Source organism: Rhizobium sp. 16-488-2b (assembly GCF_017741815.1).
GTDB lineage: Bacteria > Pseudomonadota > Alphaproteobacteria > Rhizobiales > Rhizobiaceae > Rhizobium.
In genome coordinates, this window is the sequence record NZ_JAGHMF010000010.1 from 19,169 (window position 1) to 44,040 (window position 24,872).

21 protein-coding genes are annotated in these 24,872 nt (G+C 62.8%); 7 read left to right on the forward strand and 14 right to left on the reverse strand.

What is annotated here, in order from left to right:
* Nucleotides 1-90: 90 nt before the first annotated feature.
* From J5286_RS11340 to J5286_RS11355, 4 genes are read right to left on the reverse strand one after another with little or no spacing between them, the layout of a single operon-like run.
* Nucleotides 91-1,221 carry an NAD(P)/FAD-dependent oxidoreductase gene (locus J5286_RS11340; protein WP_209190415.1) on the reverse strand — a complete coding sequence of 377 codons (1,131 nt, stop codon included), beginning with the start codon at nucleotides 1,219-1,221 and terminating at the stop codon, nucleotides 91-93.
* A 44-nt stretch (nucleotides 1,222-1,265) separates the two neighbouring features.
* Nucleotides 1,266-2,273, reverse strand: a complete 1,008-nt coding sequence (locus tag J5286_RS11345; protein ID WP_209190416.1) for a Gfo/Idh/MocA family protein — start codon at nucleotides 2,271-2,273, stop codon at nucleotides 1,266-1,268.
* Nucleotides 2,274-2,291: 18 nt separating this feature from the next.
* Complete coding sequence (locus J5286_RS31530; protein ID WP_209190417.1) at nucleotides 2,292-3,800, reverse strand: amino acid ABC transporter permease/ATP-binding protein; 1,509 nt, start codon at nucleotides 3,798-3,800, stop codon at nucleotides 2,292-2,294.
* Between the two features lie 60 nt (nucleotides 3,801-3,860).
* The gene (locus J5286_RS11355) at nucleotides 3,861-4,697 is read right to left on the reverse strand and encodes an ABC transporter substrate-binding protein (RefSeq protein WP_209190418.1); all 837 of its coding nucleotides are present in this window, start codon (nucleotides 4,695-4,697) and stop codon (nucleotides 3,861-3,863) included.
* A 229-nt stretch (nucleotides 4,698-4,926) separates the two neighbouring features.
* Between J5286_RS11355 and J5286_RS11360 the strand changes: the two genes are divergently transcribed.
* Nucleotides 4,927-5,997 carry a LacI family DNA-binding transcriptional regulator gene (locus J5286_RS11360; RefSeq protein ID WP_209190419.1) on the forward strand — a complete coding sequence of 357 codons (1,071 nt, stop codon included), beginning with the start codon at nucleotides 4,927-4,929 and terminating at the stop codon, nucleotides 5,995-5,997.
* 13 nt (nucleotides 5,998-6,010) lie between these two features.
* Here J5286_RS11360 and J5286_RS11365 read toward each other — a convergent pair whose 3' ends face one another.
* The 3 genes from J5286_RS11365 to J5286_RS11375 all read right to left on the reverse strand — a co-directional run bounded on the left by J5286_RS11365 (nucleotide 6,011) and on the right by J5286_RS11375 (nucleotide 10,496).
* A complete protein-coding gene (locus tag J5286_RS11365; RefSeq protein WP_209190420.1) occupies nucleotides 6,011-8,062 on the reverse strand; it encodes an NADH:flavin oxidoreductase in 2,052 nt (683 codons plus the stop codon).
* 11 nt (nucleotides 8,063-8,073) lie between these two features.
* Entirely contained in the window at nucleotides 8,074-8,913 is an 840-nt protein-coding gene (locus tag J5286_RS11370) for a sugar phosphate isomerase/epimerase family protein (protein WP_023516374.1), read from the reverse strand.
* A 98-nt stretch (nucleotides 8,914-9,011) separates the two neighbouring features.
* On the reverse strand, nucleotides 9,012-10,496 hold the full coding sequence (locus J5286_RS11375; protein ID WP_209190421.1) for an FAD-dependent oxidoreductase: 1,485 nt from the start codon (nucleotides 10,494-10,496) through the stop codon (nucleotides 9,012-9,014).
* Between the two features lie 146 nt (nucleotides 10,497-10,642).
* On the opposite strand from J5286_RS11375, the gene J5286_RS11380 reads away from it, so the two are divergent.
* Genes J5286_RS11380 through J5286_RS11390 form a run of 3 tightly spaced genes read left to right on the forward strand, consistent with a single transcriptional unit; the run spans nucleotide 10,643 to nucleotide 13,322 of the window.
* Nucleotides 10,643-11,644 carry an SIS domain-containing protein gene (locus tag J5286_RS11380; RefSeq protein WP_209190422.1) on the forward strand — a complete coding sequence of 334 codons (1,002 nt, stop codon included), beginning with the start codon at nucleotides 10,643-10,645 and terminating at the stop codon, nucleotides 11,642-11,644.
* Between the two features lie 18 nt (nucleotides 11,645-11,662).
* Nucleotides 11,663-12,373, forward strand: a complete 711-nt coding sequence (locus J5286_RS11385; protein WP_209190423.1) for a GntR family transcriptional regulator — start codon at nucleotides 11,663-11,665, stop codon at nucleotides 12,371-12,373.
* 10 nt (nucleotides 12,374-12,383) lie between these two features.
* On the forward strand, nucleotides 12,384-13,322 hold the full coding sequence (locus J5286_RS11390) for an ornithine cyclodeaminase (protein WP_209190424.1): 939 nt from the start codon (nucleotides 12,384-12,386) through the stop codon (nucleotides 13,320-13,322).
* Nucleotides 13,323-13,341: 19 nt separating this feature from the next.
* On the opposite strand, the gene J5286_RS11395 is transcribed toward J5286_RS11390, so the two are convergent.
* The 3 genes from J5286_RS11395 to J5286_RS11405 form a co-directional block, all read right to left on the reverse strand.
* On the reverse strand, nucleotides 13,342-14,130 hold the full coding sequence (locus tag J5286_RS11395; protein ID WP_245205841.1) for an amino acid ABC transporter ATP-binding protein: 789 nt from the start codon (nucleotides 14,128-14,130) through the stop codon (nucleotides 13,342-13,344).
* Nucleotides 14,127-15,047, reverse strand: coding sequence for an amino acid ABC transporter permease (locus tag J5286_RS11400; protein ID WP_023516380.1), 921 nt, complete (start codon nucleotides 15,045-15,047; stop codon nucleotides 14,127-14,129). The genes J5286_RS11395 and J5286_RS11400 overlap by 4 nt, the downstream gene beginning before the upstream one ends.
* A 91-nt stretch (nucleotides 15,048-15,138) precedes the next feature.
* Entirely contained in the window at nucleotides 15,139-15,984 is an 846-nt protein-coding gene (locus J5286_RS11405; RefSeq protein ID WP_003501639.1) for an ABC transporter substrate-binding protein, read from the reverse strand.
* Nucleotides 15,985-16,244: 260 nt separating this feature from the next.
* Between J5286_RS11405 and J5286_RS11410 the strand changes: the two genes are divergently transcribed.
* Together J5286_RS11410 and J5286_RS11415 are read left to right on the forward strand one after the other, a co-directional pair.
* On the forward strand, nucleotides 16,245-17,333 hold the full coding sequence (locus J5286_RS11410) for a LacI family DNA-binding transcriptional regulator (RefSeq protein WP_209190425.1): 1,089 nt from the start codon (nucleotides 16,245-16,247) through the stop codon (nucleotides 17,331-17,333).
* 237 nt (nucleotides 17,334-17,570) lie between these two features.
* Nucleotides 17,571-18,458 (forward strand): PfkB family carbohydrate kinase, encoded by an 888-nt coding sequence (locus tag J5286_RS11415; protein WP_209190426.1) that lies wholly within the window; start codon nucleotides 17,571-17,573, stop codon nucleotides 18,456-18,458.
* 214 nt (nucleotides 18,459-18,672) lie between these two features.
* On the opposite strand, the gene J5286_RS11420 is transcribed toward J5286_RS11415, so the two are convergent.
* The 4 genes from J5286_RS11420 to J5286_RS11435 are packed head-to-tail and all read right to left on the reverse strand — an operon-like array spanning nucleotide 18,673 to nucleotide 23,477.
* On the reverse strand, nucleotides 18,673-19,464 hold the full coding sequence (locus J5286_RS11420; RefSeq protein ID WP_209190427.1) for an inositol monophosphatase family protein: 792 nt from the start codon (nucleotides 19,462-19,464) through the stop codon (nucleotides 18,673-18,675).
* Nucleotides 19,461-20,522: an ABC transporter ATP-binding protein gene (locus tag J5286_RS11425; RefSeq protein ID WP_209190428.1), complete on the reverse strand. Its 1,062-nt coding sequence runs from the start codon at nucleotides 20,520-20,522 to the stop codon at nucleotides 19,461-19,463. The genes J5286_RS11420 and J5286_RS11425 overlap by 4 nt, the downstream gene beginning before the upstream one ends.
* Nucleotides 20,515-22,527 carry an ABC transporter permease gene (locus J5286_RS11430; protein WP_209190429.1) on the reverse strand — a complete coding sequence of 671 codons (2,013 nt, stop codon included), beginning with the start codon at nucleotides 22,525-22,527 and terminating at the stop codon, nucleotides 20,515-20,517. Before J5286_RS11430 ends, J5286_RS11425 begins: the two co-directional genes overlap by 8 nt.
* On the reverse strand, nucleotides 22,524-23,477 hold the full coding sequence (locus J5286_RS11435) for an extracellular solute-binding protein (protein ID WP_209190430.1): 954 nt from the start codon (nucleotides 23,475-23,477) through the stop codon (nucleotides 22,524-22,526). The genes J5286_RS11430 and J5286_RS11435 overlap by 4 nt, the downstream gene beginning before the upstream one ends.
* 171 nt (nucleotides 23,478-23,648) lie before the next feature.
* Here J5286_RS11435 and J5286_RS11440 point away from each other — a divergent pair, with 171 nt between their 5' ends.
* Nucleotides 23,649-24,872, forward strand: a complete 1,224-nt coding sequence (locus tag J5286_RS11440; RefSeq protein WP_209190431.1) for an ROK family transcriptional regulator — start codon at nucleotides 23,649-23,651, stop codon at nucleotides 24,870-24,872.

The following is a 24,872-nucleotide window of genomic DNA, read 5'->3' on the forward strand; positions in this document are numbered from 1 at the left end:
CGGTTCGCATAGGGCCTCTGCAGCACGCAAATACAGAGGACAGGTCGCAACATCCGGCCCCGCCATTTACGGCGGGGCTCTCCCGTTCGCCTATCGCGACGCAAAACGCTCCGGCCGGAAGGTTGCAAGCATGGGATGCTCGGCGCCCGTCGCGATTTCGTGAGCCAGCAGTTCGCCAACGATGAGGCCGAGCGTTGCCCCGCTGTGGCTGAAGGCGACGTAGTAGCCCGGGATGGCCTTCAACGCGCCGACAACAGGTTCGCCATCACCGGGGATCGGCTTGCCGCCAACGCCTATGGAGGCGACCTCAAGCTTCGGATTGCCCTCCATCACCTTCGCGGCCTCGGTCAGCAAGGCATCCACGACGGCCTCGTCAATGTGGTAGCCACCATCCGCGCGCAGCCTCACCCCCTCGTCCGCCGCCCAGTCAGCATCCAGCGAGAAGCTGCCGCCCGGCGCCGGACGAACGGCGACACGCGGCGTGTTCAAGACGGCGCGCAAGGGATGGGCGAGCGGCCTGGTCTGAACCAGAAGGGCGACCGGCGTCCCGTCGCCGATGGTCTGGCCGTTCTCCGCAGCCATCCTCGGCACGGCGGGGCCGGTCGCCAGCACGACGGCATTGGCGAGGAAGCGCCCACCCTTTGCCGTTTCGGCCCCGACGGCCCGGCCGCCCTCGACAAGGACCCGTGCGGCCCCTTGCTCGGTCACCAGCACGCCCCCGAGCGCGGAAAACTCCTTGAGAAGCAGGCCGATCAGCGTCGGCAGGTCGACCCAGCCTTCACCGGGATTGAAAATCGCGCCCTGCCGCGTGATTGCGCGCGCATCGATGCCGGACGTGACGCCGGCGACGGCAGCGGCCGGAAGCCACTGCGCATCGTAGGCAAGCGAGACTTCGTAGCGAAAGGCCGCGTCGATCTCGTTGCGCGCGTCGTCGGCATCCCAGGTCAGGCCGCCGTCGAAGCGAAGCCAGTCGGCATCCGGAAACCGCGCCGCAAGCGTGCGGTAGCGGTCGATGCCGGCCATGCGCAGGTGGTGATAGGGTTCCGAGCGCATACGTGCCGAGTTCAGCCAGGAGAGCGAGCGACCGGAAGCCCCGTTGGCCGGCGGGCCGTCGTTGAGAATGGTCACGCGGATGCCGCGCCGCGCAAGCTGGACGCCCGTGGAGACGCCGAAAATGCCGGCGCCGATGATGACTGCCGAAGAGATGGTGTTGTCGGTCATGGTGGTGTCTTTCAGTCGGTTGGTTATGCGGATGGATCAGGCTGTCAAGGCTCTTCCCAGCGGCCGCTGACGGCGGAGCGGAAGAGCGCGTCGATCGCCTTCATGTTGACGACCGTATCCTTCAGCCCCATATCGAGCGGCGTGCCGGAGAGCACGGCTTCAGCGAAGGCATCGGCCTGCTCGCGGTACTGGTCGACGGGTGCGATGGCGATCTCCTCGCGCCCGCCTCCGGCAAGATCGCGGCCGTCGTCCAGCACGAGCCGGGTCGGCGCATCGGCCGGCGCATTGAAGGGAATGGGGATTTCCAGGCGCGCCCGCGTTCCGAGCACCGTGACCTTCTGCGTGAGGGCAAGCTGGGTCGAACATGTGAAGGCAAGCTGCCGGCCCTCGGGAAACGCCAGCAGCCCGCTCGTCAGCCGGTCCGTGCCGAAGGCGGGATCCCTCTCCATCAAGGCGATCGCCCGCAGCGGCTCCGCGCCGAACAGGAAGCGGGCGGTGTTTACGGCGTAGCAGCCGACGTCGAACAGGCCGCCCCCGCCGATATCCGCTTGGTTGCGCACATTCCGCGGGTCGTCCAGATAATAGGAGAAGATCGTCTGGATGGCCCTCACCTCGCCGAGCCGTCCCTCGTTCACCAATGCGCGCGCCGTCTTCCATTGCGGGTGATGGCGCACCATGAAGGCTTCGGCGACCGGCAGGCCGGCGGCCTTCTGCGCGGCCGCAAGCTCCATCGCCTGTGCGGCATCCAGCGCGATCGGCTTTTCGCAGAGCACCGGCTTGCCATGTTCCAGCGCCCTGATCGTCAGCGGCACATGCAGGTGATTGGGTAGCGGGTTGTAGATCGCATCGATCTCGGGATCGGCCAGGAGATCCTCGTAGCTGCCATGGGCCTTGGGAATGCCGAAGCGCGCCGCCATCTCCGTGGCCCTGTCCAGATCGCGCGAGGCAATGGCAGTCACGCGGCCGAGGCGGCTGGACTGGATGGCGGGGATGACCGCTTTCGCCGCGATGCTCGCGCAGCCGAGCACGCCCCATCGTATCCGTGGTGTCATGGTGTCCTCCTTCCCGCCTCAGAGCACTTCCGCAAGGAAGCGCTGGAGACGCGGGCTCTGCGGGCTGTCGAAGATTGCCGCAGGCGTGCCCGCCTCCACCACACGTCCCTCGTCCATGAAGACGACCTGATCGGCGACGCGGCGGGCAAAGCCCATTTCGTGCGTGACGACGACCATGGTCATGCCGCGCTTGCCGAGATCGGCCATCAGGTTGAGCACGCCCTTGACCAGTTCCGGGTCGAGGGCGCTCGTCACCTCGTCGAAGAGGATGACTTCCGGCTCCATGGCGAGCGCACGGGCTATGGCGACGCGCTGCTGCTGGCCGCCCGAGAGGCCGCCGGGCCGGTGATGCTGCCGGCTCGCAAGGCCGACATCGGCAAGGCGCGCCTTGGCGACGCGCTCCGCCTCGGCCTTCGGCAGGCCCTTGATCTTCGTCAGCGAGAGCATGACGTTTTCCAGCGCCGTGTGATCGGGAAAGAGATTGAAGTGCTGGAACACCATGCCGACGCGGCGGCGAAGGGTCTCCGGCTTCATCGCAAGAATACTCTCGCCATCGATGAGGATGTCGCCGCTCTTCGGCTCGACGAGGCGGTTGAGCCCGCGCAGCAGTGTTGACTTGCCGGAACCGGAGGGACCGATGATGCAGGTGACGCTGCCGGGCTTTACGGTGAGGTCCACGCCCTTGAGGACGTCCAGATCGCCATAGGCCATTCCGAGATTCCGAACGTCGAGACTGCCCCCCTTGAAGGTCGTTCCGGAGGTGCGGCCGGCACCATCGAGTTCGCTGACCTCCTCCAGCCCGCTGGTGATGACCGCCGGGCGCTGCTTGCCCACACGCAGGCGGTTGTCGATGGCGTTGACGACATGGGTAAGCGGCACGGTGACGACGAGATAGAAGACGCCGGCCAACAGCAGCGGCGAAAGATTGCCGGTCACCACGGCCTGGTCTTGCCCCACGCGAAAAATCTCGCGCTCGGAGGCCAGCAGGCCGAGGAAGTAGACGAGGCTCGAATCCTTCACATTGCCGATGAACTGGTTGACGAGGGCCGGCAGCACGCGGCGCACGCCCTGCGGCACGACGATAAGCCGCATGCCCTGCCCATAGCTCATCGACAGTGCCCGGCAGGCTTCCATCTGTCCGCGATCGACGCTCTGGATGCCCGAGCGGAAGATCTCGCCGATATAGGCGCCGGCGATCAGGCTGAGCGCGAGAATGCCGAGCGGATAAGGCGACGGACCGAACAATTCGCGGCCGATGCGGGCGAACCCCTGCCCGATCAGCAGGATGGTGACGATGGCCGGCAGGCCGCGGAAGATATCCGTATACAGGCGGGCGGGGATGCGCAGCCAGGGCGAACGGGAAATGCCCATGATGGCCAGCACCATGCCTATGACGACGCCGAGCACCGTCGAGGCCGCCGCAAGGATCAGCGTGTTCTTCAAACCGACCGTGATCATGGTCGGCAGGACTTCGGCCATGGCGTTCCAGTCGAGGAAGCTGCGCCGCAGGTTTTCAAGCCAGTTCATCAGGAGGTCCCTTGAAAGAAAGACCGGTCCGACCGGAAAGGCCGGACCGGCAAGGCGGCGTCACGGCTTGGGAAGATAGGCATCCGGCATCGGCGTGCCGGGGAACCACTTTTCGTGCAGGGTTTTCCAGGTGCCGTCCTGCATGGCGGCCTTGAGGCCTTTGTTCAGCGCCTCACGCAGGGCATCGTTGCCCTTGCGGACGACGAAACCGGCCGGCGCGTCGAAGCTCGGAATATTGACGGCGACCTTCAGCTCGGGATAGCGCGCCGCATAATCCTTTGCCGCCTCGTAGTCGAGGAAATGCGCATCGACGGTACCGTTATTGAGCGCGGAGACGGCGGAATTGTTGTCGGGGAACTTCACCAGATCGGCGCCCGCGAAATTCTTCTCGGCATAGATTTCCTGCAGGGTGCCCTGCACCACGCCAAGACGCTTGCCCTTGAGCCCGGCCGCATCGGTGATGGCGGCATCCGGCGTCAGCACGGTCAGGAAGCCGGCGAGATAGCCATCCGAGAAGTCGACGGTCTCCTTGCGCTTGTCCGTCGTACCGATGGCGGCGGCGGCAACGTCGAAGCGGCCGTTGGCGACCGAGGGCATCAGCGCGGAGAATTCTTGGCCCGTGAAGATCACCTGCTCCTTTTTGAAACCCAGGCGCTCGGCGACATTGAGGAAGAGTTCGATATCGAAGCCGGTAAACCCGCCGTCGGCGGTGGTGAAGGCATAGGGCTTGGCATCGCCCATCGTCCCCACGCTGATGACGGCGGGATCGATGAGGCCCAGCGGATTGTCCTGGGCGAGCGCCGGTGTCGTGGCGCCTGCCAGCACGCCAAGGGCAACCGCGATGGCGCCGGTACGCAGCCGGGCAAAGTGGGAAGTGAGAACTTCGGTAAATCGCATCTCGTTTCGTCTCCTCTGGTGGTGTCTGCGATGTCTCCAAGACGCAGGAAATCTCATCCGGACGGCGGCATGGGGCCACGCGTCCAGCCGATGCGCCTCGCATGCTGGAATTTGTGCTTCTTATTCCTTGAGACCGGTCTCAATATAAAAGAGACCGGTCTCTTTGGCTTTTGACGATTGTTATCTTCGCATTTGCCAGTCGTCAATATCTCTTGTAAGGCTACCGTTCATGGATCAGAGCCCACCGCGAAACACCTCCGTCACCGTTGCCGACGTTGCGCATAAAGCCGGCGTCTCGAAGGCGACCGCCGCACGCGTTCTGGGCGGTTACGGAACTGTCAGCGACCGGGTACGCGAGGCCGTTACCGCCGCTGCACGCGCGCTCGATTACCGACCGAACGAACTCGCCCGCAGCATGACGACGGGCCGCTCTGGCACGATCGGCGTCGTAGTCGGCGATATCGAGAACCCGTTCTTCAGCCTCGCCGTGCGCGGCATCACCGACGTTGCCCGGCAAGCGGGCTTCACCGTCATCCTCATCAATTCGGGCGAAGACGTCGGCGCGGAAAAGGCGGCGATCAGAACCTTGCTTGCAAAGCGCGTCGACGGCCTCATCGTCTCGCCGGCCAAGGAGAGCGATGTCGAGCATCTGCGCGAAGCCGCCCGCTCCGGCCTGCCGCTCGCGTTGCTGGATCGCGGCAGCGACGCACTCGACGTCGATACCGTCATCGCCGACGACCGCCACGCTGCTGAGGGCATTACCCGCCGGCTCGTCTCGCTTGGTCATCACCGCATCGCTTATCTCACCGCCTGCGATACGCCCGATCACCGCTTCCATGCGGCGGGAGACATCAATACCGGCTCGGTGCGCCGGCGCATCGAAGGGTTTCTCGGCGTCTGTCGCGAAGCTGGCCTGATTGGCATGGAGGATTGGGTGCATGTCGGCGCCGCGACGCCGGAACAAACGCATCGCATCGTCACCGCAATGCTGCAATCGGCACATCGCCCGACGGCCATCATCGCGTCGGACAGCGTCATAGGCCTTGAAGTGTTCAAGGTTTGCCGTGACCTTGGGCTCAGCATTCCGGACGACCTGTCGCTGGTCTCGTTTCACGATGCGGACTGGACGTCCGTCACGACGCCGCCCGTTACCGTCGTGCGCCAGCCCGTCTATGGCCTCGGCGAGACGGCGGCCAAGCTGCTGGTCGAACGACTAAACGGGAAGGGCGGCGAGGCCAGCCGCATCGTCCTGCGCACCGAAGTCGTCGATCGTGCCTCCATCGCCGACGCTCCCGTATAACATCGAGACATCCTCAGAACTGTACCGCGAGCCGCAGGGCATCCAACATGGCGGCATGCACCGACCGGCTGCTGACGGCGTCGCCGAGCCGATGCAACTCGAAGCCGGCGGGCGGCCGCGCGCGCAAAGGCGCGGCGCCCAGCAGGCTTTCGACCGACGTGGCGCCATCATTTGCCGAGAGCGGGCGCAGTTCCGCGAAAAGGTCGTTCACCGGCACGGTGCCATGCTCGACAATGACCTGTGCGTGGGTCTCGAGCATTTCCCGGCCAGTCAGCAGGTGGCGCAACACCACCTCGCGTCGCCCCTCCCGCACGCTCACCGACACCAATTCGTATTCTAGCAGCACCCGAACATCCCGTTCGGCGAGCGCCTTGCGATAGGTGATGCTCGAATGGTGCTCCATTTCCGGCGCGACGGAGGGGTCGCGGGCAACGAATGTCACCCTCTTTCCCGCGGAGGCAATTTCCGCGGCAGCCGAGGGTGCGGGATGGCGTCCGGTCGCGTCGTAGATCAGCACCTCGTCAGCGATCTGCATTGGATTGCCGAGCGCATCGGAGACACTGAGGCAAAGGTCGCTGCCTGCGACCGGACCAAAATCCGGAATGCCGCCGGTGGCGACGAAAACCAAGTCGGGTTGTTCGGCAAGAACCTCGGCCGCCTCCGCGTACACATTCAGCCGAACGTCGACGCCGAGCCGCTCCAGTTCGGCGGCGCGCCAGTCGACGATGCCGATCAGGGCGCGACGAAGCCTGGTTCTCGCGGCCAGCACCAGCTGCCCGCCAAGCCGATCGGCCGCCTCCAGCAGTACAACCCGGTGTCCCCGCGCAGCAAGCACCCGCGCCGCCTCCAGCCCCGCCGGTCCGCCCCCGACGACGACTGCCTTTCGTCCCGCCTGCGGCGAGCGCTCGATCACCTGCGGCAGCCAGGTGTCACGACCTGTCGCCGGATTGTGGATGCAATGCACCGGGCGATAGAGACAGTGCGAAGCGCCCACGCAGGGGCGGATTTCCTGTTCCCGGCCTGCTCGCAGCTTGTTGACGATCTGGGGGTCGGCCATGTGCGCCCGCGTCATGCCGACCATATCGACCAGCGCTGCTTCGACCGCGTAACGCGCTGTCGCGACATCGGCAATCTTCGCGGCGTGGAAGACCGGAAGATCCGTCTGCGCCTTGAACGATCCGACCTGATGCAGCCACGGCGCGGAGGCGGCCGTCATGTCGGGAATGTTGTAGACGAGCAGGTTGAGACGCGTGTCGAACCGGCCGAAAATACAGTTGAAGAAATCGACCAGCCCTTCCCGCTCCAGCCTGTTGGCAACCGTAACTGCCTCGGCGAAGCTCAAGCCGTCCTTGTGGTCCTCATCGATCGTGTAGCGGATGCCCACCGGATAATCGCTTCCGACCTCCCGGCGGATCTCCTCGTGGACCATGCGCAGGAAGCGCATGCGGTTTTCCAAGGAGCCGCCGAACTCATCCGTGCGGCGATTGACCATCGGCGACAGGAATTGCCCAATCAAATGGCCGCCGGTCATCGTCTCGATGCCGTCAAGCCCGCCCTCCCGCGCGCGCCGCGCTGACTGGCCGAAGTCGCGCACGATGCGCGCGATGTCGTGGCGGTCCATTTCATGGGCAAAGCTGCGGTTATAGTCCTCCCGCGAATGGGAGGGGCCGAGCGCGGGAAGCCAGGCGCCGACAGTGGCGTTGGCACGCCGGCCGACATGGGAGATCTGGCACATCAGCGCCGCGCCATGGCGATGGACGCGTTCGGAGAAGGCGCGGAACACCGGGACGACCGCATCGCTCGACACGTCGAGCTGCGTGCCATCCCAGCTTGTATCGGCGGAAATGCGCGCCGAGCCGCCGAACATCGTCAGCGCGAGCCCGCCCTTGGCCTTTTCCTCGTGATAGCGCTGATAGGCGTCGAGCGGAAGGCCGCCCTCGTCGAGGGCGGTCTCGTGGCTGGTGCTCATGATCCGGTTGCGCAGGGTGAGCCGGCCAACCTGCAACGGTCGCAGCAGCGGATCGGCCCTTCCTGCTGGCGCAACGGCTGGATTTTCCTCCTCCATGCCCGCACCACCTAAGCCGGACCGAGGGCCTTGCGCATGGCCTCGATGCACTGTTTCAGGGGCGGGGTGGGATCGACATTGTATTTCCAGTTGGTCAGTTCGATCGTCAGCGAGCCCTCGTAATTTTGGCTGCGCAGATAGGCGGTAAGTTCGTCGAGGTCGATGATACCGTCGCCCCAGGCGAGATGACTGCCACCGGCATCGGAATCTGTGAAATGCACATGCGCGACGCGGCCGGCGAGATGGGTAAAATAATCCTGAGGCGTCTCATGGGTCATCACCGCGCCTGCCACGTCATAGACCGCATATAGCGCGGGGCTGTTCAGCGTGTCCATCAGGTTGCGGATTTCCCTGGCCGAGCGGATGATGTTGGCAAAGGAATCCGGCAGTGATTCCATCCAGAGATCGATGCCGAGTTTTTGCGCGCGGTCGCAGAGCAGGCCCATGGAATCGACACAGCGCTCCAGCGCCTGTTCCGCAGGCTCGTCGCGGTAACCGCCGCCTGCCGTCACCAGAAGTGCCGGAGCACCGCATTCGGTGGCGAATTCCATGGATTCCAGGAAATAGCGCACCGAACGGTCGCGCAGCTCCGCTTCCTTCGCTGAGATGTTGATCGGATAGATGCACTGCTCCGGCGTGAGGGCGACGATATCGAGGCCCATGCCCCGCACTTTTCGTCCCAGCGCCCGCGCATCGGCCAGCGTCTTGTCACCGATATAGAAATGCGGCGCGGCGGCCCAAAGCTCGATGCGAGAGACGCCGGCCTCGCAGACATCGGCCAGAAACCGATCCATCGTATGCCGGACATAGTGGAAATTCATCACGCTGATATTACGTTCATCCAGTGCCATGTCTCTACTCCTCCAATGGTTGCCTGTATAAAAGAATTCTCAAGTATTGTGAGAACGTTCTCTCATGATTTCGTACAAATTCGTGTATTGTTGCCAGGCTAAGGCGTCCTGAGACCGAATTCGGTCATTGTCTCCTCGATGAAGGCGGCGGCCTGCGTCGCAGCCTCATCCGGCGTCCAGCCGAGATGTCGCGCCGCCAGTTTGGCAGCCGTTTCCGCATAGCGTCGACCGAGATCCGCCTCCCAGCCAACGGAGAGGCGGCGGCGAAGGATGTCCGAGAGCGTGCATGCCTGCTCGTTGAGGACGGCATGGGCGACCGAGGCTTCGGTGACACAATGCAAATCCGGGTGGGGCGGCAAAGGCAGGTCCAGCGGGCGTGGCGAGCCGGACGGCTTCAGCCGGCGGGCAACGGCGCGCCTCAGCCGCCGCCCGGCGTCGCGATGGGTCATCAGCAGCCCGCCGGTGAAAGTGAAGACATTCGGCAGGCCTTCGTCGGTGAGGTCATGCTCGCGAACAGCGGGCGCGGAGCCCCTGCCGTCATTGGCAAGACTACGCGGCCGCACGCCCGCCCATGCATAGAGCACATCCTCGCGCGTCAGCCCGAAGCCCGGGAACAGGCGGCCGATCTGATCTAGGATGGCCGCAATCTCGGCCTCCGTAACGCGAAAACCTTCCGGCCTGCCGTCCGAGATAGAATCCCAGGGCCCGGCATAATGAAGTTCGCCCCAAGGGATCAAATAGAAGGGCGCGCCGGCCGCAGTCACGGTCTCGAAACCGATGCCGCGCAGGCTTCCTGGTAGCCGAACGACGATATTCGTGCCCTTTTCGCCGGTATTCTTGCGAAGATGCGGCGCCCCGGCCAGAGCGGTGATCTCGTCGACCCAAACGCCGGCGCAATTGACGACGGCGCGCGCGAGAACGTCGCGCGAGCCCTTGGCTGCCTCCAGTGTAATCCGCCAGAAGTCGCCCTCCCGCGCCAGCCCCGTCACCGCCGTATGGTTCAGCGCCTCCATGCCGATCGCCCGGGCCTTCATGATCGTATCGACAACGATGCGCTCCGGCCAATGATACTGGTATTCGGTGAAAGTCATCGCTCCGCCGATATCCTGTAACCCCGCCATGCCCTGAAGCCCCGGATGCGCCCGCGCTTCCGCGGCAGACAGAATGCGAAGGTCGAGCGGTACCCGGCCGCCGTCGCTGGCCGTCATCAGGCGAAAGGCAAGCCGGGCCTTCCAACGGGGAATGGCGTTTTCCGGAGTTAGCGGAACGATGAAGGTGACGGGCTTTACCCGCTCGGGCGCCAGGCGCACAAACTCCGCCCGCCCCTGCATCGCGCGGCGCATCAGGCTGAGGCACTCGATGGCGCTGCGCGGATGGGCGAGAAAGGTGGCGATCGAGCCGCTGGCGGCCGAGAGATAGCCGAGCCCGCAATGCTGCAGGCGCGAGGTTCTGCTGGATGTGCCCGCACCATAGTCATCGCGCTCTACCAGCAACGTGCGATATCCGGCCGCCGCCAAGTGCTGCCCTGCCGATGCGGCGATGATGCCGCCGCCGACTACGAGTGTGTCGTAGACACCGCTCACGCTCACCTCCCCGCCATCGCCACAGCGACAGATTTTCACACCGAATGTGAGAACGTTCGCAAAATTTTGCCGATGGTGTCAAGACCGCTTGACGGCAAAGCCGGCGCTATAATACGTATTATAACGTCATATAGAAAGGTTCACCCATGTCCCTCCCTTCTGCCTTCGATGCCGGCGTCATTGCCGCGCTCTCCGCGCTTGACGCAAAATCGGTGAAGCATGTGTTCTTCGTCGCCTGCGGCGGCTCGCTGTCGATCATGCATCCGGCAAAGTTCCTGCTCGACCAGCATTCACCGCTGCCCTCGGATGTCTACAACGCCGCCGAGTTCATCTCCCGCGCGCCGCGTGCGCTCGACAAGAAATCGCTGGTTATTCTCTGCTCGATGACCGGCACCACTAAGGAAACCACCGCCGCGGCCGAGTTCGCCCGTTCGAAGGGGGCCAAGACCATCGGCCTGACGGTCGAGCCCGCCTCGCCGCTCGCCAGGGCGGTCGACCATGTCGTCGGCTTCGAAGCGCCCTACACGACCGGCGTGCCGATCGATGCCAAGGACAGCAACTATTCGCGGATCTACCAGATCGTCATGGGCCTCGTGGCGCTGACCGGCGGCGAAGACCTGACCGGGACGCTGATCGGCAGCCTTGCCGCCCTGCAGCCGGCGATCGATCGGGCGCATGCAACCTTCGCGCCGATGTTTGAGGACTACGCGCCACGCTTTGCCAAGGAGGACGTGATCTATACCGTCGCCAGCGGCGCGAGCTACGGCGCGGCCTATTCCTTCGCCATCTGCGTGCTCATGGAAATGCAGTGGATCAACAGCCAGGCGATCCACGCCAACGAGTTCTTCCACGGCCCCTTCGAGGTGCTGGACAAGGACCGCGCCTTCATCCTCCTGAAGGGCCTCGACAGCACGCGGCCGCTCGAACAGCGCGCCGACGAATTCCTGCACCGCTTCGGCTCGGCCGAGAACATCCTGGTTCTCGATGGCGAAAAGCTGGATCTCTCCGGCATCGACCCGCAATTCCGGGGCAATGTCGTGCCGCTGATCTTCTTCGACACGCTCTGGCGTTTCGCCTATAAGATCGCCGACCTGCGCAAGCACGAAATGCTGGAAGCGCGGCGCTACATGAAAAAGATCAGCTACTGAGAAAGCCTGGAAGAGCGGATGGAAGACCAAGCGAATCTCTTGCCGCTCTATGAACAGGTCCGGCGCGCGATCCTCGCCGGCATCGATGCCGGCGAGTTCGCCGAGGGCAGCTTCCTGCCTCCGGAACCGGAGTTGATGGCGCGTTATGAGGTCAGCCGGATCACCCTCAGGCGCGCCATCGGAGAGCTTTGCGCCGATGGCCGCCTGCAGCGGCAGCAGGGCCGCGGCACGATCGTCATGCCGGCCAAGGTACGCCAGACCCTGGTCTCTCTGTCAGGCTTTTCCGAGACCATGGATGGGTTCGGCCGGAGGGCCGGCCACCGCATCCTCTCGCGTTCCGACAATCCGGACGCCCCGGCCATCCGGGCCCGGCTGCAGGCCGAAGCACTGATCCGCTTCGACAGGCTGCTGGAGGATAACGGCCGGCCGATGACGCTTGAAACGCTCTGGTTCGATGCGCTGCGCTTTCCCGACGTGATCGAGCCGGTCGCCGCCGGCGGTTCCTTCTTCGCGGCGCTGCGCGAAAAAGCCGGCATCGAGCCGGCTCATGCCGAGCGGCAGATCGATGTCGCCCTTGCCACCGCCGGCGAGCGCTCCATCCTTGCCGTCAGCGCCGCCCAGCCCGTTTATCGCATCGAAAAGATCGTCACCGATGCCGAGGGCCGACCGCTCGCCCTGTCGCAGCTCGTCACCCCCAGCCATCTGGTCACCTACACGATCAAGACCTGAAAGGTTCGACATGCATGTTTTCGACGCCGCTGCCGTTCACGCGGCGCTTCCCTGGCCGTATCTGATCGCGGCCCTGCGCAAGGCGCATCTCGGCGGCATGCCTGCTTCCGAGGTCGTGGTGCAATCCGATCCCGCCGGCGGCGAGGCACAGTTCGTCACCCTGCCCGGCTGGGCGTTCGGCGGCCCGATCGTCGTGAAAATGGTCGGCATCTTTCCGCAGAATGCGAATCTCGAGCCGCCGCAGCCCGCCGTTCAGGGACTGGTAGCGCTGTTTGACGGCAAGACCGGCGGACCGCTGCTGGTCGCCGACGGCGCGGCCATGACGGCGCGCAAGACCGCCGCCGACTCCGCCCTTGGCGCCGCCATTCTCGCCCGCGAGGATGTGGAAGACCTGCTGATCGTCGGGGCCGGCGCTCTCGCGCCGCATTTTGCCGAAGCACATCTGACCGCCCGGCCGTCGTTGCGGAGGGTCACGATTTGGAACCGCACGTCCGCCCGCGCCGAAGCCGTGGCGGCCGAGCTTCGGGCAACGGGTATCGACGTGACGGTAACCGACGATCTCGACGGCGCCGTCGCCCGCGCCGATATCGTGTCCTGCGTGACAATGTCGGATACAGCACTGGTCAAGGGCGCGCTCCTGCGGCCCGGCACCCATCTCGATCTTGTCGGCGCTTACCTGCCCACGCTTCGGGAGGCGGATGATGCAGCCCTTGTGCGCGGCACGATCTTCGTCGACAGCCGCAACAACATGAAAGGCGGCGGCGACCTTTCGCAGGCCGTCGCATCGGGCGCCATCACCTGGGACGCCGTGAAGGCCGATCTTTTCGAACTCGCGCAGGGAAAAAGAGAAGGCCGTACCGGCGCCGGCCAGATCACCGTGTTCAAGAACAACGGCGGTGCCCATCTCGACCTTTTCACGGCATCCGCGCTTTCGCAGACACGCGGTTGAGGTCCTATGGCTGACGCTTTTACGCGTCAGCCAGGACGCGCGCCAGGAACGCCCGCGTGCGGTCATGCTGCGGGCGCGTCAGCACGTCCGCCGGCCGGCCTTCTTCCACGATCACCCCGCCATCCATGAAGATCAGATGGTCGGCCACATCGCGCGCAAAACCCATTTCATGAGTGACGACAACCATGGTCATGCCGTCGTCAGCGAGCTGGCGCATGACGGCCAGGACCTCACCGACAAGCTCCGGGTCTAGCGCCGAGGTCGGCTCGTCGAACAGCATTACATCCGGCTTCATCGCCAGCGAACGGGCGATTGCCGCGCGCTGCTGCTGCCCGCCGGAAAGCTGGGCGGGATAATAGCTCGCCCGCTCCTTCATGCCGACGCGCTCCAGAAGTACCATCGCCTCCTGGACTGCCGTCGCCCGCGGAACGCGTTTGACGAGAACCGGGGCCTCGATGACGTTTTCGAGCACGGTCTTGTGCGGAAACAGATGGAAGCCCTGGAACACCATACCCATGCGCTGGCGCTGGCGGGCCAGTTCGTTGAAGCTCATTTCATAGAGCTTGTCGCCCTTCCAGCGCACGCCGACGGGCTCGCCATTGAGGAAGATGGCGCCGCCCGTGGGCTTTTCGAGATAGTTCAGGCAGCGAAGCAGCGTGCTCTTGCCGGAACCGGAAGGGCCGACGATGCAGGTCACGTCGCCGCGCATCACCGCGACATCGATGCCGCGCAACACTTCATGGGCGCCGAAACTCTTGCGCAGGCGCTCGACCTTCAGCAGCGGTTCGATCATCATCTCGGCGTTCATCCCTGGGCCTCCCGTTGGCGCGCGAACAGGCGGAACATGCCGCCGGATTTCTTCTCACCCGCGCGATGTTCGGATTTCAATCGATGCTCGACAGCATGTTCCACGGCCGTCAGGATGGTGGTGAGCACGAGATACCAGATGGTCGCGACCAAAAGCAGCGGCACGGTCTGGTAGGTGCGCGCATAGACCATCTGCGCGGAATAGAGCAGATCGGGCAGCGCCAGCACGGAAACGAGCGAGGTGAATTTCAGCATCGAGATCGTATCGTTGCCGATCGGCGGGATGACGATGCGCAGCGCCTGCGGCAGCACGATACGGCGAAGCGCCTGGCCGCGCGTCAGCCCAAGCGTCGCGGCGGCCTCCGTCTGGCCGGTATTGATCGCCTGAATGCCGGCGCGGATCATTTCGGCGGCATAGGCGCTTTCGGTGAAGGCCAGGCCCATGATGGCGGCGCTGAACGGCGTGATGAGTTCATTGGTATTCCAGGAGATGAGCTTCGGCCCGCCGAACGGAATACCGATCGAGATCTCCGGCAGGAGAAGTGCCAGATTGTACCAGAAGATCATCTGCACCAGCGGCGGCACGCCACGGAAAAACCAGATCCAGCCCCAGCTCACCGACTGGAAGACGCTGCTGGCCGACAGGCGCATGATGGCCAGCACGACGCCGATCGCCAGCCCCAGCACCATGGCGAGCGCCGTCAGGAGCAGCGTCATGCCGAGACCGGAAAGGATCGCCGGGTTGAACATATACTCGGCGACGACGCTCCACTGCATGTTCTTGTTGGTGACGAGCACCTGAAGGAAGACGACGGCGAGGATCGCAAGCGCCACGCCGCCGATCCAGTGGCCGACCTTTGGCACCGCAATGGGCTTCACATCATGGATGGAGGGGCGCGAAAGTGGTTCTTCAGACATCGTCATTCCTAGCTGCCCGCTTCGGGCCTGTCCGATCCGGCCCGAAGCGGGCTTCGGGCCGGAATGGTTTTGCATGCGGCAAAACGGTGCCTCACAGATCGGCCGGATGCTCTTCCGTGATCAGCAGCGCCTTGCTCAGCATGCCGCTGTCGTTGAGGCCCCACTTGGCCATGATCTTCTCATAGGTGCCGTCGTCGATCATCGACTGGATCGCATCCGTCAGCACTTGGCCGAGCGGATCGCCCTTGCGCACGCCAATGCAGCTATTGACCGGCGACAGGACCAGATCGGACACCTTCAGGTCGCCGGTCTGTTTAGCCATATAGGCAAGCTTCACCGATCCGCCCACCGTCGCCTGCGCCCGGTTGGAGCGCACGGCAAGCTCCGCCTGCGCCTGCGTGCCATGCGTCTGCATGACGACCGGCTTGTCCTTGCACTCATTGGCGTTCAGTTTTTCAAGAAGGCCGATGTCCCAGGAGCCGTTCAGGACGGCGATCGTCAGCCCGCAGGCATCCTCTGCCGACTTGATGTCGAGCGTGCTGTCTTTCGGATAGGCAAAGGAGGTGCCGATGCGGCGCTGGGAAACGAAGTCGAGCGTCTTCAGGCGCTCCGCCGTAGTACCGAAGGACGAGAAGCCGGCATCGAAACGCTTGGACTGCAGGCCCGGAATGATGGCGTCGAAGCTCGTGCCCTCGAAGGTGAAGGTCACGCCGAGGCGCTGTTCCATCTCCTTGGCGATGTCGACGCTCCAGCCCTTGAGCTGGCCATCGGCATCCTGGTACTCGTCCGGCGCCCAATCGTTGAAGACCGCGGCCTTGATGCCGTTGTCCTTGTATTCCTGCGGCAGCGCATCGTGCAGCGCGGGAATGACATCGGCCAGCGCCGGCATCGCCAGCGCGGCGCTCAGCACACATCCGGCCAGAATGGATTTAAACATGACGACCTCCTTGTTGTAGCGAACCCGGCGGGCTCGGACTTCCGTTCTCTGGTTCCCCTTGAAAAATTAACGAGAACGTTCTCACATATGAGACACGGAGATTGCCCTGCCGTCAAGCGCCGTCTTATCAAGACATCGCGCTCAAAGCCTTTGAAAACCCCCGTCGATCTGCTAACACCTATAAAGAGTTGCCGATTTTTCCCGACGAGACATGAAAAGATTCTCAGTTCGGCAGATCAGTTTGTGAGAGGAATGGCCACGTGGCTCCGAAAAGCAAGGCAACGATCACAGAGGTTGCACGGGCGGCGGGTGTTTCCACGGCTACTGCAGGACGCGTGCTCGGCGGCTACGGCTACACCAGCGATGACAAGAAGGAACAGGTTCTCAAGGCGGCCCAAAGCCTCGGCTATCGCCCCAATGCGCTGGCCCGTAGCCTCATCACCGGCAAGACCCGCACGCTCGGCGTCGTCGCCGGCGATATTCAGAACCCGTTCTATGCCTCTGTTTTGCGCGGCATTTCCAACGTCGCGGAAGCCAACGGCTTCGGCCTGTTGATCACCAACAGCGATGAGGCGCAGCCCAAGGAGGTTCACTCGGTCGAGCTTCTGACGCAAAAACAGGTGGACGGACTGATCGTCACGCCGAGCGATACGCGCAAGGCGCGGCATTTGCATAGTCTCAAGGCTATGGGCGTTCCACTCGTGCTGATCGACCGCGCCGTTGCGGGCCTGATGGTCGATCGCGTCGCGACCGACAACATAGCCGCATCAGAGCAGGCCGTGCGCCATTTGATCGCCGCCGGCCATCGCCGGATCGGCATCGTGGCGGAACTCGCGGACGAAAAGAGCGGCGGGCTGGAGACCTTCCTCGCCCGCGCCGTCGCCGGCGACCCTATCGAAAGCGAGACGCTCTATCCGAGCTGGCAGCGCCTCCTGGGCTACGTGCGCGCGCATCGGATCGAAGGCCTGCCCGTGGACCCTAGCCTTACTTTGCGGGCCGGTAGCTATTCCGCCGTGGCCGCACAGGCCGTCGTACCGCGCCTGATGACAAGCCCAGAGCCGCCAACGGCGCTGTTCACCACGGACGGCACCATGTCGGAAGGCACCATGCGGGCGCTCGCCGAGTTGAAGCTCTCCATCCCGCAGGATCTGTCGATCATTTGCTTCGACGATCTCGACTGGATGAGTTTCCACCGTCCCGGCATCACCACCGTCGCACAGCCACGGCTTGCCATGGGCGAGGCCGCCGCGCGGATGCTGCTGGAGCGCATCCGCGGCGAGGACTATCCGCCGCGCACCGTGCTGATGCCTGCGGAATTGATCGAACGCGGCTCGGTTGCGCAGCTCTGATTTCCGGGCGGAACATTCCTCCCCGCAAGCCGAACGCGAGGGATTATTGCCTGTTATTTTTCCATACCGTTCTCGCGGCAATGCCGACGGCCACCGTCACCAGGCCTGGCCGTTTCCTCCATATTTCATCATCGCTCCTGATATCCGGCGCGCGCGGCGCACGAAATCGGTTGCCTTTTTCAGTTCGATCCTTTAACTGAGAACGTTCTCAGTTTGATTCTCAGGAGAGCTTACCCGATGCCGCGTCCCGCCAGAATTCTCGCCTTCGGCGACAATGTCGTCGACTGCTACCGCGACCAGAACTTGATGTTTCCCGGCGGGAACTGCGTCAATCATGCCGTCTTAGCACGCCGCGCCGGCGCCGAAACCGCCTATGCCGGCGCGGTCTGCGATGACGATGCCGGCCGCCTGATCCGCCGGGCGCTGACCGAGGAAGGCGTGGATGTCTCGTCGCTGCGGGTTGAGCCGGGGCAGACAGCCTATTGCGTGATCGAGACGCGGGACGGCGACCGGGTCTTCGTGGGCGCCAATCTCGGCGTCTCGATCATCGCGCCGACAAGGACAGATCTGACGCGGCTTTCAGATTTCGATGCCCTTCACACCGGCCGGTCGAGCCATGTGGACGCCTGGCTGCCGCGCTTTGCCGAGGGGACGAAAATCTCGTACGATCTCGCCACCGTGCACGATCCTGACCGCATCGCACGGGTGGCTCCGCACTGCTTCCTGATCGCCTTCTCCGCCAGCGGCGCGTCCCGTGAAGATTCGTTCGCGCTGGCCGAACGCGCGCGCATGGCGGGCGCCTGCTGGAGCCTCGTCACCCGTGGTATCGAAGGCGCTATTCTCGCCGGCGACTGTGGCATCGTCGAAGTCCCGGCTAAACAGGTCGACCCCATCGACACGCTGGGAGCCGGCGACACCTACATCGCCAACGTCCTCGTCGGCCTGCTCGATGGCCTCCAGCCCGAACTCATCCTGACAAAAGCCGCAGAAGCCGCCGCGCAAACCTGCCTGATGCGCGGCGCCTTCGGCCACGCTGCCCCGATGAGCATCGACCTTTCAAACATGATGAGCCTGGAAGAGGTCTATCGCACCACCCGCCCTGCGGAGGCGCCTCAGGAAGCCTGAGAGCAGGTGCCGGCCTTCGCAAGTTGGTTAGGCAACGGGATCATCGGGAACCCTTTCCAAAGCTCTTGAAGGGGTTCGAACCTGCAACCCACTTTCCAAACTCGATTAAGTGGTTGATGAAACAGATTTCAGGGCATAGCGTCGATTTGCAGATGGAGTGTTCCCAGCAATCCCTAGAACGGCACCGATGGTGTAATCGGGGTTAGGAATTACCCTATTGGAACACGCTGGCCAGCCACGAGTGCAAAGATCGTTGCCCTGCAACAACCGAGCCCTCCCGTGCAATTCCACCTTCAAAGTTCGTGACGGCTGCTCCTGCCTCCAGTGCGAACAGCTTACCAGCGGCAAGATCGTAGTAACTTAAACCGTCTTCAAAATAGCCATCGAGGCGGCCGCTACCCACATAAGCAAGGTCAAGAGCGGCCGAGCCAAGGCGGCGGACGCCCGCAGCTGTATCGATGATCGTTTGCAATCCGACCAGGAACTGGCTTTTTGTGATGCATTGCAATTGCCCCGGCACGGGCATTGAAATTGAGACCATCGCGCTTTCTGGTGGCTTAGCCGCAAGCGCCGGAACGTGGACATCGTTGATCCATGCACCCCTTCCCCGAACGGCGGAAAACATCTCGTCTCGAATGGGATCAAAAACCACTCCAAGCACTTCACCGCTTTCGTCGCACAACGCGATGCTGACGGCAAAATATGGAATGCCCCAGACAAAATTGCTCGTCCCGTCCAGTGGATCGACAACCCAGGTCTCGGTTTTTTCACCGGCGTGATAACCTGTCTCCTCGCCAAGAAAACCGTATCCAGGGGCGGCCTCGTTGAGGACTTCCAGAATTGCGGCCTCTGCGGTCGTGTCGGCTTCGGACACATAGTCCGCATGCCCCTTCTGGCTGATTGCATTGGTTTTCAAACGACCGAAGCGAGCGAGAAGTTCTGCCCCTCCTGCCCGCGCAGCCTCTTTGGCAGCAAGGAACAGATGATCGATCTCGGCATCCTTCACGGCTGGCTCCTTAGAAACGTTGCGGCGCTAAAATCAAGCCCCATGTGCTGCCCGTTGACCAGCCGCATAGGTGCGTCGACCCATACCGATACCGCTTGGCCCAATGCCATCCGATGCACGAAGCTGCGCCCGACATAGCGAACATCTTCGACGACGGCATCGATATGGCCCTGGCCCGCCGCCGTCATCAGAAGCCGCTCCGGCCGTATGAACAGCGTGGATGCACCTTGAATCTCACCTGTAGGAAGGGCCATCGTGCGACCATCGGCAAGGCGGAAGCCAACTCCCTCGGCGTTGCCCTCCAGGAAATTGGCGTCACCGACGAATTCGGCCACGAAACGCGAGGCCGGACGGGCGTAAATGTCCTCGGGAACCGCAAGCTGCTCCACCACGCCCCCGTTCATCACAGCAATCCGGTCGGATAGCTCAAGAGCTTCCTCCTGGTCGTGCGTCACGTAGATCGCCGTGACGCCGATCCGCTGCTGCAATTCGCGCAACTCCTGTCGCAGCGAGACGCGCAGCCGGGCGTCGAGATTGGACATAGGCTCATCGAGCAAGAGCAGCGGTGGATCGATCACCAGCGCGCGTGCCATCGCAATGCGTTGCTGCATGCCACCGCTCATCTCGGCGGGATAGCGGTCTTCGACGTTGCGAAGCTGCACCTGCTCGAGTGCGTCCCGGACACGCCGCGCAACGTCGCTCTTGCTGACCTTGCGGAGCCGCAGACCGTAGGCGACATTCTCGAAGATCGTCTTGTTCGGCCAAAGTGCATAATTCTGGAATACGAAGCCGATGTCGCGCTCCCAAGGCGGACGTGCGGAGACGTCCTTCCCGTCGAATTCGATACGCCCCCGGTTGATGGGGTGAAATCCGGCGATCGCCCTCAATAGCGTCGTTTTCCCGCAACCAGAAGGTCCGAGAAGCGTAAAAAACTCGCCGGGTTGCACGGTCATCGAGACTTCCTTGAGCACCGTGACGTGGCCGTAGGCTTTCGAAACCGACTGGATATTGACCTCGCACCCCCGTGCGGGAGCTACTGGATGGATGGCATCAGGCATTCTGTAACCTCTGCGACTGGCCATAACGCACGACCAAATAAAGCGGGATATATATGATCATCATGAGCAGGATGGTCTGCGCCGCAGACACGCCGAAGTCGGCATCGACAAGCGTGTTCTCGAAGATCACCGCGGTCATTGGCTTCCAGGGCGGCCGGTAGAGCACGATCGTCGAGGAAAGCTCGGTGACGATATGCAGGAAAGTGAGCGTAGCACCGGTGATCGCGCCTGCAAGCATGAGCGGCGCGGTCACGCTCACGAAGACCTTGAACGGACGGGCGCCGAGGCTTAGCGCGGCTTCGTCCAGCGCCGGGTGAACCTGCCGAAGGGAAGCTTCAGACGCCTTGACCGTAAACGGCAGGTTTCGGATCACATAGGCAAGCGCGAGGATGAACCAGGTGCCTGTCAACTGCAGTGGTGCCTCGTTGAACATCATGATTAGTCCAATCCCGAGAACGGTTCCCGGGATAACATAAGGCATCATCACGGTCATGCTCAGCAGCGGAGCAATCACGCGATAGCGTTTGCGCACAAGGACGAAGGCGATCCCGAGACCGGCGGCGAAGGCGACGATCGTGCCGGCGAATCCCAGCGACAGCGTCACCCATGCTGATGTCAGCCCGCTCTGCCACATGGTTGCGTAATTGGACAGCGTCAGAGAAAACCGCGGCAGACCGACACGCCACTCCATGAAGCTCGTTGCGAGCACCGTCAGATGTGGGACAAAGGCAAAGAACAGCACCGTCGATGCAAAGATCCACGCTGCCACCTGACCCATTGCCGATAGCTTGCGGCGGTCCGGTCGGCGTGCCGACACGACCGCAAAGCCCCGTCTTGCCAGGTAGATCTGCTGTGCCATGAGAAAGAGGCTGGAGATTGCGACGAGAACGACCGATCCCGTCGCTGCAAGCGCGGGGTTTCGCCCGGCCTCGCTGAGGAACGACGTGTAGATCAGGACCGGAAGCACACTCAGATCCAGCCCGATGATCCTAGGCGTTCCGAAATCCGAAAGAGCCGCCATGGTGGCAAGGTACAACCCGGTTATGATGCCCGGCATGGCCAGCGGTATCTCGATCGAAAAGCGCGTCCTTGCCGGCCTCGCGCCGAGACTTTCGGCAGCCTCGATGTGGGAGGCATCCAGCCCCGAGAAGGCGCTATGGCTCAAGAGGAAAATGACCGGGAAGACGAGCCATGCGATCACCCATATCACCCCATGCATCCCGACGATGGTGAAGTCGATGCCGAGGAAGGACGTCACCACACCATTGCGCCCGAGGAGGAGCCGCCATGCATAGGCGCCGAGGAATGGCGGCGACACTGACGCCATCGTTGTCAGGAACACGATCGCCGTTGATCCACGAACATCGAAGCGCGCCACGACATAGGCCAGCGAAACCCCGAGTATGGCGGCGATCGCTGTAGCCGATAATGACACGATCAGGCTGTTCACGGTAGCTCGCAACGTGTCCCGGCCGGTAACGAACGCTAGGTAATTGGATGCGGTGATGGTCGGCTCGCGCGCTTCGAAGCTGAGATAGGCGTTCTGGGCATGACGCAAGGACAGGCTTCCATCCGGGTTGGCTTGGCCGGCAAGCGGTTGAGGCGCCGCCTTGTTGAAGAGACCGCGAGGCGCCTGCTGACTGACGACAAGACGAACGCCATCGACGGAGACCGCGAGCTGGTTGCTGCCCTCAGGCGTTACCGAGATCGGCTCTTCGGCGCGCAATAGAATTGTCGTCGGATCGACGTGCAGGACATCGAGCGCGAACTGCCCGGACTTGGTGACCTGCAATGCCTTGTTTTTTTCGACGATACCAGCAGTGAACTGGCTCGTCATTTCAGGGACAGGCTCCAGACCTGCCGCACGATGAACGATCGAAAAGCGACCTCCGTCACCGATGACGGAGGCGCTCAGGAGCCTAATTTGGGGCAGTAGAATGGTCGCGATGCAGACGAGGAGCGCGACAATCGAAAAGAACAGCCAATTATCGCGCCAGAACCTCATTTGCCGGTCAGTTCCTGGAAGCGTGCGACGACGACCGGCTTGGGATCGACCGGAGAGATGATGTTGAGGCTACCAATGTCGGGGAGAACGCTCGGCGGCGTAACATCGTTGCGGGCCGAACGCCTGACCGTTGCGTCGCGCACGACTTCGTGGGAACCTTTCGATCCGAGAAAATCGATAAATGCCTTTGCCTCGTCAACATGCGGAGCGCCAGCGACGATCGCCTGCGCATCGACCTGACCGGTCACGGCATCCGTGGGATAGATGACGTCGATCGGCAGTCCCTCGGCCTTCCACTTGGCGCCCAGATCCTCGTTGATCCAGCCGACTGCCGCCTCGCCGTCGCGAACCGCATTGAAGGCATCATCGGATCCCGGCGCGATGCGGGCGCCCTTGGCGAGATTGCCCACAAACTCCCAGCCCATCTGCCCGGCAAGCGCCGACAGAATCGTGTAGCCCGTTCCGGATTTTGCCGGATCGGGAATGATCAGCGATCCAAGCCCCTTCCACTTGTCCGAGACCAGATCCGCCTGCGTCTTCGGAAGATCGCCGGCCTTGACCCGCTTTGTGCTGACGATGATCGGCTGCAGCAGAGCCGTATAGGGATGCCAGATATGGTTCGGATCGACGGTGATCATATCGCCGTCCGTCTTGCTTTCGTAAGCTTGGAAAAGAGAACCGTTTTCGTCGAACGTCTGGGTCGGACCACCCCAGAGCACATCGGCTGTCGGGTTTTTCGATTCAGCGCGGAGCCGCTCGACAACCTCACCCGTACCGCCGCGCACGACAGTCACGGTGATATCAGGGCGCACCTTCTTGAAGGCATCGAGCACCGGCCCCGACGTGGTTTCGCCATGCGATGTGTAAACGACAAGATCAGCCGCCATGCCGTGGCCCGCAACAAGCGCCACGCCTGCAAACAGCACTGCTCCCAAAGACTTCTTCATCATTGACGGCTCCCCTTTGTTTTTGCCGATACCAATAAATCTATTAAATGGCATAAATAATCCATTGGCAACCGCATATCATGCAAAGAAAATAGAAATCTCAGCAATAATGCAGGCTAGACAGGGGCACATTTGCCAATATATGATCCATTAAATGGATTATTGGGGGCCTTCGTGGCGATCTCTGGCAACAATCACGCCTATTCCGGGCGTTACAATCGGCGACTGGTATTCGATCTCATCCGCCAGAAATCCGAGATTCGTCGAGGCGACCTGGTTGATTTAACCGGCCTGCAACCACAGACCATCTCGAACATCACCCGCGACCTGATCGACCGCGGCCTGATTACCGAAACCAGTCAGGCTGCCGGCGGGCGCGGCGCCCCGCAGAAGCTGCTGACGCTGGCAGACGGCGCCGGATGCTCCATCGGTTTTCACCTCGATCGCGATCGATTGACGGGCGTGCTGTGCGACCTGAAGGGCCGTGAAATCATTCGCATCGACTACGAAAGTCCCTGGGTGGATCCAGGCGAGACAGTCGCCTTGATGTCCAGTGTTGCTGCAGAGATCTCCGAACGGTGCCAGGGCACGCCTTGCTGGGGGATTGGCGTGGCAATGCCGACTTTGCAGGAAGCCGATTTCGAACACTATGTCGGTTCACCTGGCTGGCAAAACTGGGGCAATTTCGAATTGGCCGATGCCCTTGAACGAGCCTCCGGTCAGCCGGTGATTATCGAAAACGACGCAACGTCGGCTGCAATAGCCGAGCTGGGCTCGAACCGTCATGTCGACCTGACGCATTTCGTTTACGTGTTCATCGGCCACGGCCTTGGTGCCGGCATCATAATCGATGGCCTGCCGTTCCAGGGAGCTTTCAACAACGCCGGTGAGATCGGTTTGCTGAACTGGCCAAGTGAGTTGCAGCCCGAAGCCGGAATTGCAGCCACACCATTCTCTCTTGATGAGCTCGCGCAGGCGATGAATTGCGAGGCTCGACTGCTGGAAGTGGAAGGCGCCCTCGATAGGCTCTACCAGAAACGAGACACTGCGCTGATGCAATGGCTCGAGCTTAACGCGAGAAGGCTGCGCGTTCTCGTCTCCATTATTGAGAACCTGTTTGATCCGCAGACGGTCGTTGTCGGAGGAACGATATCGCCGACAATCCTTGGATCTCTGGTCGACCGCACATATCCATTGATGCCTTCCGTGTCGGCACGCAGAGCGCGTGAGATCCCAAGGCTGGTAACAAGCACGCTCGGCCCGAGCGCTTCAGCAGTCGGCGCGGCGATGCTTCCCGTCATCGCGCATGGCAGTCCCGACTTTCGGCGTCTGTCCCTCATGCGCGGCCGTGCGACCCCCATCGACCCAGAAACGCAATTTGATCGAGTGGCTGGCTAA

Coding starts and splice junctions, on each gene's coding strand:
- J5286_RS11380 (WP_209190422.1), top strand. CDS start 10,643: ATGTCCCTCCCTTCTGCCTTCGATGCCGGCGTCATTGCCGCGCTCTCC.
- J5286_RS11435 (WP_209190430.1), bottom strand. CDS start 23,477: ATGATGAAGAAGTCTTTGGGAGCAGTGCTGTTTGCAGGCGTGGCGCTT.
- J5286_RS11395 (WP_245205841.1), bottom strand. CDS start 14,130: ATGAACGCCGAGATGATGATCGAACCGCTGCTGAAGGTCGAGCGCCTG.
- J5286_RS11390 (WP_209190424.1), top strand. CDS start 12,384: ATGCATGTTTTCGACGCCGCTGCCGTTCACGCGGCGCTTCCCTGGCCG.
- J5286_RS11355 (WP_209190418.1), bottom strand. CDS start 4,697: ATGCGATTTACCGAAGTTCTCACTTCCCACTTTGCCCGGCTGCGTACC.
- J5286_RS11415 (WP_209190426.1), top strand. CDS start 17,571: ATGCCGCGTCCCGCCAGAATTCTCGCCTTCGGCGACAATGTCGTCGAC.
- J5286_RS11340 (WP_209190415.1), bottom strand. CDS start 1,221: ATGACCGACAACACCATCTCTTCGGCAGTCATCATCGGCGCCGGCATT.
- J5286_RS11400 (WP_023516380.1), bottom strand. CDS start 15,047: ATGTCTGAAGAACCACTTTCGCGCCCCTCCATCCATGATGTGAAGCCC.
- J5286_RS31530 (WP_209190417.1), bottom strand. CDS start 3,800: ATGAACTGGCTTGAAAACCTGCGGCGCAGCTTCCTCGACTGGAACGCC.
- J5286_RS11405 (WP_003501639.1), bottom strand. CDS start 15,984: ATGTTTAAATCCATTCTGGCCGGATGTGTGCTGAGCGCCGCGCTGGCG.
- J5286_RS11425 (WP_209190428.1), bottom strand. CDS start 20,522: ATGCCTGATGCCATCCATCCAGTAGCTCCCGCACGGGGGTGCGAGGTC.
- J5286_RS11360 (WP_209190419.1), top strand. CDS start 4,927: ATGGATCAGAGCCCACCGCGAAACACCTCCGTCACCGTTGCCGACGTT.
- J5286_RS11370 (WP_023516374.1), bottom strand. CDS start 8,913: ATGGCACTGGATGAACGTAATATCAGCGTGATGAATTTCCACTATGTC.
- J5286_RS11365 (WP_209190420.1), bottom strand. CDS start 8,062: ATGGAGGAGGAAAATCCAGCCGTTGCGCCAGCAGGAAGGGCCGATCCG.
- J5286_RS11345 (WP_209190416.1), bottom strand. CDS start 2,273: ATGACACCACGGATACGATGGGGCGTGCTCGGCTGCGCGAGCATCGCG.
- J5286_RS11430 (WP_209190429.1), bottom strand. CDS start 22,527: ATGAGGTTCTGGCGCGATAATTGGCTGTTCTTTTCGATTGTCGCGCTC.
- J5286_RS11385 (WP_209190423.1), top strand. CDS start 11,663: ATGGAAGACCAAGCGAATCTCTTGCCGCTCTATGAACAGGTCCGGCGC.